The 9,049-nt window shown below is 72.5% G+C and carries 8 protein-coding genes; 1 reads left to right on the top strand and 7 read right to left on the bottom strand.

From position 1 onward, the window contains the following. Nucleotides 1-352: 352 nt before the first annotated feature. Nucleotides 353-1,360 carry a stage II sporulation protein M gene (locus AC2CJA_RS20090; RefSeq protein WP_484604083.1) on the bottom strand — a complete coding sequence of 336 codons (1,008 nt, stop codon included), beginning with the start codon at nucleotides 1,358-1,360 and terminating at the stop codon, nucleotides 353-355. A 150-nt stretch (nucleotides 1,361-1,510) separates the two neighbouring features. Here AC2CJA_RS20090 and AC2CJA_RS20085 point away from each other — a divergent pair, with 150 nt between their 5' ends. After that, entirely contained in the window at nucleotides 1,511-2,482 is a 972-nt protein-coding gene (locus AC2CJA_RS20085; RefSeq protein ID WP_484604082.1) for an RDD family protein, read from the top strand. A gap of 25 nt (nucleotides 2,483-2,507) precedes the next feature. Here the strand turns inward: AC2CJA_RS20085 and AC2CJA_RS20080 are convergent, their stop codons facing one another. From AC2CJA_RS20080 to AC2CJA_RS20055, 6 genes are all read right to left on the bottom strand, one after another. Beyond that, nucleotides 2,508-3,122, bottom strand: coding sequence for a hypothetical protein (locus tag AC2CJA_RS20080; RefSeq protein ID WP_484604081.1), 615 nt, complete (start codon nucleotides 3,120-3,122; stop codon nucleotides 2,508-2,510). A gap of 119 nt (nucleotides 3,123-3,241) precedes the next feature. Beyond that, on the bottom strand, nucleotides 3,242-4,735 hold the full coding sequence (ahcY, locus tag AC2CJA_RS20075; RefSeq protein ID WP_484604080.1) for an adenosylhomocysteinase: 1,494 nt from the start codon (nucleotides 4,733-4,735) through the stop codon (nucleotides 3,242-3,244). Between the two features lie 373 nt (nucleotides 4,736-5,108). Further along, on the bottom strand, nucleotides 5,109-6,050 hold the full coding sequence (locus AC2CJA_RS20070) for a cation diffusion facilitator family transporter (RefSeq protein WP_484604079.1): 942 nt from the start codon (nucleotides 6,048-6,050) through the stop codon (nucleotides 5,109-5,111). Nucleotides 6,051-6,194: 144 nt separating this feature from the next. After that, a complete protein-coding gene (manA, locus tag AC2CJA_RS20065; protein WP_484604078.1) occupies nucleotides 6,195-7,406 on the bottom strand; it encodes a mannose-6-phosphate isomerase, class I in 1,212 nt (403 codons plus the stop codon). Nucleotides 7,407-7,506: 100 nt separating this feature from the next. Continuing rightward, nucleotides 7,507-8,679 (bottom strand): SIS domain-containing protein, encoded by a 1,173-nt coding sequence (locus AC2CJA_RS20060; protein WP_484604077.1) that lies wholly within the window; start codon nucleotides 8,677-8,679, stop codon nucleotides 7,507-7,509. Nucleotides 8,680-8,713: 34 nt separating this feature from the next. Then, nucleotides 8,714-8,884, bottom strand: a complete 171-nt coding sequence (locus AC2CJA_RS20055; RefSeq protein WP_484604084.1) for a Trm112 family protein — start codon at nucleotides 8,882-8,884, stop codon at nucleotides 8,714-8,716. Between the last annotated feature and the right edge of the window lie 165 nt (nucleotides 8,885-9,049).

The raw sequence follows: 9,049 nt of genomic DNA, 5'->3' as shown, positions 1-9,049 counted from the left end.
CAACATATCTGGCGTTGACTTTTGGCACGCTGTTGAGTTCTCAAGGAACGGACGCTTCCTTCGGCACCCCTCCCGGGGCCCCTCCGGGCGCTTCCCTTCGGTGTCTCCGACACTATCAGATTCGCTTTGGCCGATCGAAATCGACTTCGCTTTCCGACAGGAATTCGGACTGCCTCGCCAGAGCCATGGGCTCTCGACCGAAGCTGGATGGATTTTATCCGTCCACCCCCGAGGGTATCACCCTCCGGGCAACTTCTAAAATCTACCTCCCGAAGGGGTCCTCGTCAAGGGCTCCCTTCGGAACGGTCAGAACCGTAGCAGGTCCGAGGGCCTCGACGCACATCGGCCCGTGTCACGCTGCGAGAGGCGCCTCGGCGGAACGGTCGGCGGCCTCCACGTCGCCGGCCTCGCCCCTCCTCACCGCTCTGGCCCCCAGTACGTAGACGTAGGCCAGGAAGGCCAGCTCGGCGACGACCCCGATGGTGATCCGGGCCCAGGTCGGCAGCCCCGAGGGGGTCACGAAACCCTCGATGACACCCGAGACGAAGAGCACCGCGGCCAGGCCGAGCGCCATGCCGATGGCGGCACGCCCCTCCTCCGCGAGCGCCGTGCGGCGGCTGCGCGGTCCAGGGTCGACGACCGTCCACCCCAGGCGCAGGCCCGTGCCGGCCGCGACGAAGACCGCGGTCAGTTCGAGCAGGCCGTGCGGGAGGATCAGGCCGAGGAAGACGTCCAGACGGTCCGCGGAGGTCATCAGGCCGATGCCTGTCCCGATGTTCAGCATGTTCTGGAACAGCACCCACAGCACCGGTATCCCCAGGAAGGCGCCGAAGATCAGACAGACAGCGGCGGCCTGTGCGTTGTTCGTCCACACCTGGGCGGCGAAGGAGGCGGCCGGGTTGCTGGAGTAGTACGTCTCGTACTGGCCGCCGGGCCGGGTCATCTCGCGCAGCTGCTCGGGCGCCGCGATGGTGGCCTGGATCTCGGGGTGGGTACCGATCCACCAGCCGATGAGGACGGCGACCAGTGTGGACAGCAGGGCCGTCGGTATCCACCAGTGCCGGGATCGGTAGACGGCGGCCGGGAACCCGGCCGCGAAGAAGCGTCCCACGTCCTGCCAGGTCGCGCGGCGGGTGCCGGTGACCGCACTGCGCGCCCGGGCGACGAGCGAGGTGAGGCGGCCGGTCAGCGCCGGGTCGGGGGCGGTGGACTGGATCAGCGACAGATGCGTGGAAGTCCGCTGATAGAGGGCGACCAGCTCGTCCGCCTCGGCTCCGGTGAGGCGGCTTCGGCGGCGCAGCAGCTCCTCCAGGCGGTCCCACTCGGCCCGGTGGGCGGTGACGAAGACATCGAGGTCCATGGGGAGAGCTTTTCAGATGGGGGCGCGGTCGGTCTCGGGCTGCTTGGCGGCCGGTCGGCCGCGGGCGGCAGACTGTGTACGTACCCGGCGTACGGCATACGGCGTACGAGGCGCGTGCGGGTCCGAAGCGAGGGTGAGGAGGCGTACCGGGTGAGTCAGCTCGTGACAGGTGATGCGGTGGTGCTCGGGCTGCGGCCCGCGCGGCTGCCGAGCCGGGCCCTGGCCGTCTTCATAGATCTGGTGGTGCTCTGGGGGATCTATCTGGCGCTGTCGATGGCGGTGCTGTCGGCCACCGGGTCCCTGGACGACGCGGCCACCGCCGCGGTCGCCGTCGCACTGCTGCTGCTGGTGCTGATGGGCGGGCCGGTGGCGGTCGAGACGCTGTCCCATGGACGTTCGCTGGGAAAGATGGCGTGCGGGTTGCGAGTGGTACGGGAGGACGGCGGGCCTATCCGCTTTCGGCACGCGCTGGTGCGCGGGGCGCTGGGTTTCGTGGAGATCCAGATGACGGTGGGGGTCGTCGCGTGCGTCGCCTCGCTGGTCTCCGCGCGCGGCCGGCGGCTCGGTGACGTGTTCGCCGGGACGCTGGTGGTGCGGGAGCGGATTCCGGTGTCCCGGCCGGCTCCGGTGCCGCCTCCACCACCGTGGGTGGCCGGACACTTCGCGGGGCTGGACCTGTCGCGGATGCCGGACGGGCTGTGGCTGGCCGTACGGCAGTACCTGCTGCGCGCGGACCAGCTCGATCCGCAGGTGGGCTGGTCGATGGCGCAGCGCCTGGCAGCCGATGTGGCGGGCTTCACCGGGGCCCCTGTCCCGGAGGGGATGCCTCCGGCCGTGTACCTGTCCGGTGTGGTGTCCGAGCGGCAGGGGCGGGACGCGCAGCGGACCTTCGGGGAGGGCAGCCGGCCGGAGGCCGAGCGGAAGGGCGCCGCGCTTCCGCGGACCGCCCCTGCCCCCGGGTCCTGGCCCGTCCCCGGGCCCGTCCCTGCTTCCGGCTGGTCGGCCTCCCCTCCTCCGGGGACCCCGTCCGCCGGTGACGGGGACGGCGGTGGCGGAGGCAGTGGCAGCAGCGGTGACGAGGAAGCGGGCGGGCCGCGCACGGGCTTCGTTCCCCCCGCCTGACGCCGGCGGCGTCGGACGGGAGAGGTCAGTCGAACACCGAGGGCGGGGACTCCAGGTCCTCCAGTTCGACACCGGGAGCCGCCAGGACGACGTCACCGGCGATGTGGACGGAGTGCCTCTCGCCCGTCTCCAGGTCGTCGACCCGGTAGTGGTCCACGGTCAGCGGGCCGCTGTCGGTGGCATGTGCTTCGCTGTCCACCAGCGACCATGTCTGGTCGAGGGTGCGGGGAGCGAGTACGGGGGGTACGAGGGCGACGAGGCGGGCGCGGGTGGGCGGTGCGCCGGGCACGGGGCGCAGCAGCCGGGCGATGGCGACGAGGAAGGCGGGGGACGCGCCGGTGAAGGCGTGGGCGGGCGCGTTGCCTTCCTGCCCGTGTTCTCCCGCCGGGCCGGCGCGCACCCAGGTCACGCCGTCGAGGGCGGCGCCGCGTACCTGCCAGTGGGGAGTGGTCAGTTCGAGGCGGAGGGGGCGGCCGAGGCCGTCCAGGGTGAGGTCCACCGAGCCCGCGCGGTCGCCGGAGGGAGTGGTGAGCTGTGAGACGTACCGCCAGCCGGACGGGCCGGTGGCGCACTGGAAGCGCTCCTCGCCCAGGGGGGTGCGGTCGTACGGGTCGTGGAGCGAGTAGCGGCCGCGGGGCATGAGGAGTCGTTCCTTACGGGTCAGGACGGGTCAGGCCCCCGCCGTGGAGCGGGGGCCTGACGGTGTCGCCTGCCTGCTGTGTGACGTGCCTGTGCCGGCGGCGGTGCCGGCGGCGGTCGTCAGTAGCGGTAGTGGTCGGGCTTGTACGGGCCCTCGACGGGGACGCCGATGTAGGCGGCCTGCTCCGGGCGCAGCACGGTCAGCTTCGCTCCCAGCGCCTCCAGGTGGAGCCGGGCGACCTTCTCGTCCAGGTGCTTGGGCAGCACGTACACGCCCACCGGATAGGCGTCGGGCTTGGTGAACAGCTCGATCTGGGCGATGGTCTGGTTGGCGAAGGAGTTGGACATCACGAACGACGGGTGCCCGGTGGCGTTGCCCAGGTTCAGCAGCCGCCCCTCGGACAGCACGATGATCGCCTTGCCGTCGGGGAAGGTCCAGGTGTGCACCTGCGGCTTGACCTCGTCCTTGACGATGCCGTCCGTCGCCGCCAGGCCGGCCATGTCGATCTCGTTGTCGAAGTGGCCGATGTTGCCCACGATCGCCTGGTGCTTCATCCGCGCCATGTGCTCGGCGAGGATGATGTCCTTGTTGCCGGTGGTGGTGACGAAGATGTCGGCGGTGGCGACGACGTCCTCCAGCGTGGCGACCTGGTAGCCGTCCATCGCCGCCTGCAGCGCGCAGATCGGGTCGATCTCGGTGACGATCACTCGCGCGCCCTGGCCGCGCAGCGACTCCGCGCACCCCTTGCCCACGTCGCCGTAGCCGCACACCACGGCCACCTTGCCGCCGATGAGCACGTCGGTGGCGCGGTTGATCCCGTCGATCAGCGAATGGCGGCAACCGTACTTGTTGTCGAACTTCGACTTGGTCACCGAGTCGTTGACGTTGATCGCCGGGAAGAGCAGCACGCCGTCGCGCTGCATCTCGTACAGCCGGTGCACCCCGGTGGTGGTCTCCTCCGTCACCCCGCGGATCTCGGAGGCGAGGTCCGTCCACTTGGTGGGGTTCTCGCCCAGGGTGCGGGCCAGCAGGCCCAGGATGACGGCGTGTTCCTCGGACTCGGCCGTGGAGACGTCCGGGACGGAGCCGGCCTTCTCGTACTCCACGCCCTTGTGGACCAGCAGCGTGGCGTCACCGCCGTCGTCCAGGATCATGTTCGGTCCGCCGGTGGGCTCGCCCGGCCAGGTCAGGGCCTGCTCGGTGCACCACCAGTACTCCTGGAGCGTCTCCCCCTTCCAGGCGAAGACGGGCACGCCCCGGGGGTCCTCGGGGGTGCCGTCGGGGCCGACCGCGATGGCGGCCGCGGCGTGGTCCTGGGTGGAGAAGATGTTGCAGGAGGCCCAGCGCACCCGGGCGCCCAGTGCCACCAGCGTCTCGATCAGCACGGCCGTCTGCACCGTCATGTGCAGCGAACCGGTGATCCGCGCCCCGGCCAGCGGCCGGGCGGCGGCGTACTCGCGGCGGATCGCCATCAGGCCGGGCATCTCGTGCTCGGCCAGCGTGATCTCCTTGCGGCCGAACGCGGCCAGGGACAGATCCGCCACCTTGAAGTCCGGTGCGGTTCCGGTCGTAGTGCCGGTCGAGGCGCCGGTGGGCGCGTCGGTCGTCGTCATTGGGAGCTGCTCCTCGGAATCGGTCGAGGTGGTACGGCTGGCTGGTCTGCGGCAGCGGGCAGGTGCGCGGAACGCGGCACACCGGCAGCCCGCCGTCGTGTGCCGTCGTCACCGTACGCACCATACGGACGTACGTGTCCCCTGACCGCAGCGCAGTCCGTCGGAGGCCCTCTCTCCCTCGGCCGGCCCGTGTGGCCGCCCGACCGCCATCAGCAGCGACGTCTGTGCCTTCCCGAGGCTACACGCTCGGCGCTCCGTCCGGACGGGGCGGCCCCGGATGCCGGGTGGCACCGTGGAATTCCGGCCACGGGGCCGGAGAAACCCCCACCGTGCCTCGGTGCCGTGCCGCGTCGTCGTGCCGCCGGGCCGGCGCTCAGAGGGACCTGGCGGTTTCCTCCGCCTTCTCCGCCCGGTATATGTCCGGCTCGAGGTAGATCACGCGGGCGATCGGGACCGCCGCGCGTATGCGGTGCTCGGCCTCGTCGATCGCCCGGGCGATCTCGGCCGCCGACTCGTGGCTCCGCACCGCGATCTTGGCAGCGACCAGCAGTTCCTCCGGGCCGAGGTGGAGCGTGCGCATGTGGATGATCCGGGTGACCCGCTCCCCGTCGACGATCGCCTCGCGGATGTTCCCGAGCTCCTCCGCACCGGCCGCCTCGCCCAGCAGCAGGGACTTGGTCTCGACGGCGAGGACGATCGCGATGAGGACGAGCAGCACACCGATGCAGACGGTGCCGATGCCGTCCCACACCGGGTCGCCGGTCAGGAGTGCCAGGCCCACGCCGCCCAGGGCCAGGACGAGGCCGACCAGGGCGCCGAGGTCCTCCAGGAGCACGACCGGCAGCTCGGGCGCCTTGGCCCGACGGACGAACGCCGTCCACGACTGCGTGCCGCGTACCTCGTTGGACTCCTTGATCGCGGTGCGGAAGGAGAGGGTCTCGGCGATGATCGCGAAGACCAGGACTCCGACCGGCCAGTACCAGTGCGAGAGTTCGTGCGGGTGCCTGATCTTCTCGTAACCCTCGTAGAGGGCGAAGAGGCCGCCGACCGAGAAGAGGACGATGGCCACGAGGAACGAGTAGATGTAGCGCTCGCGCCCGTATCCGAAGGGATGCTCCTCGCTCGCCTTCCTCCTGGCCTTCTTGTGGCCGAGCAGCAGCAGCGCCTGGTTGCCCGAGTCGGCGAGGGAGTGGACACCCTCCGCGAGCATCGACGAGGAGCCGCTGAAGGCGAACGCCACGAATTTGGCCGCGGCGATGGAGAGGTTGGCGCCCAGTGCGGCGACGATCGCCTTGGTTCCGCCCGATGCACTCATGAAAGGTCGGTTCTCCCGGGAAGACGGCAGGATCTGTCCCGCGCCCGGGGCCCGGGGATCCGGGGTCCGGTGCGGGATCGCTCCCGTGCCGGGGCCCGGGCCTGGGGCGCGGTAGTGCAGTAGTGCGGTTACGCAGTCACACGGTCATACGGCCACAGTCGCGCGGAAGAGAGTACCGCTGCCGAGGACCGCGACGCGCTCGCCCGCCCGTACGAAGGCCGACCGGCCCCGGGGGAGGACGAGTTCACCGCCCTCGCCGCCGCCGGTCACCTCCCGCAGGGTGACCTCCCCTTCCGTGCACAGCAGGATCTGGGGTGCGCGGTCGTCCAGGTCGTGCGGTTCGGAACCGGGTGCCAGCACGTACCGGGAGAGCCGGAACTCGTCGACGGGCGTCGCGTACACCTCCTCGCCCCCGGAGGTGAGGCGCGGCCGCAGCACCTCCGGCTCCATCGGCTCGAAGCGGACGACGCGCAGCAGTTCGGGGACATCCACGTGCTTGGGCGTCAGACCGCAGCGCAGCACGTTGTCCGAGTTGGCCATCAGTTCCACGCCCAGGCCGCCGAGGTAGGCGTGCGGGACGCCGGCGCCGAGGTAGAGGGCCTCACCGGGCTCCAGGTGCACGACGTTGAGCAGCATCGCGGCCAGGACGCCCGGATCGCCGGGGTAGTGGCCGGCGATGCCCGCGTAGGCGGCGTACTCCCGGGCGTACGGTCCCTGCCCGGCCGCCAGTCGCCGTGCCGCCCCGGCCGCCGCGCCGACGGTCTCGGCGATCGCCTCCCGGTCGGCGGAGAGCACGGCGGTCAGCACCTCGCCCAGTGCCTCGTCCTCGGGACGGGCCCGCAGGATGTCCGCGTACGGCTTGAGCCCGCCGACGTCCATGGCCTCCAGCAGATCGGCGGTCCGGGCGGGGCGGCGGAATCCGCACAGGCCGGTGAAGGGGGTGAGGGCGCAGAGGAGTTCGGGCTTGTGGTTGGCGTCCTTGTAGTTGCGGTGCGGGGCGTCGGCCGGGACGCCGCGCTCCTCCTCGTCGGCGAAGCCCTCCCTGGCCTGGGCGAGGTCGGGGTGCACCTGGAGGGAGAGCGGCGACGCGGCCGCCAACACCTTGAGCAGGAACGGCAATCCCGGCCCGAACGCCCCGACGACCGCGGGGCCCAGCTCGCCCTCGGGGTCGGCCGCGATCGTCTCCGACAGAGGCGTTCCGCCTCCTTCCCGGTCGATCCTCGACGGCGCGCCGGGGTGGGCGCCCATCCACAGCTCGGCCTGCGGCTCGCCGGTGGGCTCGGTGCCGAGCAGCTCGGGGATGGCGGTGGTGGAGCCCCAGGCGTAGGGGCGCACGGTGTTGGTGAGGAGGTCCATACGGGATGGTGTCCTTGGATCCTTGGGTCCTTGTTCTGGGCCCGGACCCTGTCGTCCGGGCTCCTGCTACTGCCGGGGCGCCGCGCCTCGGGTGCCCCTGTCAGCGCCGCTCGCCGCCGGCGAGCGCGAGGTAGACGGCCGCGAAGTCCACGGTGGCCAGCAGTTCGGCGGTGGTCTGGAGCGGGGTGCTGCCCTCGGCCGGCTCCAGCTCGCTGACCGGGGTGCCGTGCCCGTACGCCAGGTCGCGTGCGGTGACGGCGGCGGAGCGGGCGGCCGGGGGGCCCTCGCGCAGCAGGACGATCCGGGCGCGCATCGTCCCGGGCTCCTCCACCCTGTCCCGGAAGAAGTCGTCGGTGTCCTCCGCGCCCGCGAAGGAGCCGCTCAGCAGGGCGCCGTGCGTGGTGAGCGCCTCCGGAAGGAGGGCGGCCAGCGCCGGGCGGCCGGCGAGCGAGGTGAGGGTGGTGGCGAAGTGGCGGGCGGCGGCGGCGGCGACGGTGCCCTCGCTCCACAGCAGCGGCAGCGCGTCGGAGAGCTCCGCGGCCAGGGTCTTGGCGGGGTTGCCGTAGGTGGCGGCGGCGGGGCCGCACCGCTCGGCGACCTGGTCGAGGCGGTCGGCGAGGGCTGCGAGCCCCTCGGGGCCGGCGGCGACCAGACCGAGCCGGTCGGCCAGGGCGAGGAGCGGGGTGAGCAGCGCCCACAGGACGCCGGGAGCCGCGGGCGGGACCGGTGCCTGCCGTTCGTACGCGTCGCGCGGGTCGGGGCCCTCGTAGCGTTCGCCGGGCGCCTCGGCCAGCGGTACGGCCAGGCCGCGTGCCTGGATGGTCGCCTCGGCCAGCGGCGCGGGGGCGGGGCTGACGGAGACGATGGTGCAGCCCCGGCGGTACGCCTGCTCGGCGAGCTCGGTCAGGCCCCCCTCGTGTCCGTCCGGGGTGGCGAGCAGCAGCAGGTCCAGCGGACCGGCCCAGCCCGGCAGCGTCCAGCGCAGCGCACCGGGGTCGGGGAGGGAGCCCGCGGGGTGGAGCAGTGTGACGGGGACGGCCCCGTTGCCGAAGGCGGAGAGGAGGCCGGCGACGCAGGCGACGGCCGGTCCGGTGCCCGCGACGAGGAGGGAGCGGGGGCGGCCGTCGGGGCGCAGTTCGGTCAGCCCCGCCTCGGTGGCGTGCCGCAGGGCCGTACGGGCACGGGCGCCGGAGGCGGCGGCCCCGCGCAGCAGACCGTGGGTGTCGGCCCGGGCCAGGGCGTCCGGGGCGTCGAGCAGGGTCTCGTCCAGCATGTGCGGCCTCTCCGGTCGCCGGGGGCGGTCTTGCTCAGGCGGGACGGCGTGCCTCGTCGACGAGGAGGACGGGGATGCCGTCCCGGACGGGGTACGCCAGTTCGCATCCGCTGCCGCCGCAGACCAGTTCGTCACCCTCCTCGCGGAGGGGGGAGTGGCACGCCGGGCAGGCGAGGATCTCCAGAAGACCGGCTTCGAGCGGCATGGTGCGTCCCTTCGAGGGCGGGTGTTGTGCTGTTGCGTGGTGCTGCCGTGCGGTCAGCGTACCGCCGGGAGGCCGCTCCCCGTCGGCGGGTGCCGTGGCGCGGTGCCGTGCCGCGGCGGGCGCGGGGAGGCGGGCGCGGGCGGTACGGCGGCGCCGGGGCCGGTG

It is taken from the genome of Streptomyces sp. ATLC9 (genome assembly GCF_057196705.1).
The sequence above is the reverse complement of the archived record's forward strand: the minus strand, read 5'-3'. Positions and strand labels throughout refer to the sequence as shown.

Excerpts from the sequence above, each read along its gene's own strand:
- AC2CJA_RS20090 (WP_484604083.1), bottom strand. The coding sequence starts at position 1,360 with ATGGACCTCGATGTCTTCGTCACCGCCCACCGGGCCGAGTGGGACCGC.
- AC2CJA_RS20080 (WP_484604081.1), bottom strand. The coding sequence starts at position 3,122 with ATGCCCCGCGGCCGCTACTCGCTCCACGACCCGTACGACCGCACCCCC.
- ahcY (WP_484604080.1), bottom strand. The coding sequence starts at position 4,735 with ATGACGACGACCGACGCGCCCACCGGCGCCTCGACCGGCACTACGACC.
- AC2CJA_RS20070 (WP_484604079.1), bottom strand. The coding sequence starts at position 6,050 with ATGAGTGCATCGGGCGGAACCAAGGCGATCGTCGCCGCACTGGGCGCC.
- manA (WP_484604078.1), bottom strand. The coding sequence starts at position 7,406 with ATGGACCTCCTCACCAACACCGTGCGCCCCTACGCCTGGGGCTCCACC.
- AC2CJA_RS20060 (WP_484604077.1), bottom strand. The coding sequence starts at position 8,679 with ATGCTGGACGAGACCCTGCTCGACGCCCCGGACGCCCTGGCCCGGGCC.
- AC2CJA_RS20055 (WP_484604084.1), bottom strand. The coding sequence starts at position 8,884 with ATGCCGCTCGAAGCCGGTCTTCTGGAGATCCTCGCCTGCCCGGCGTGC.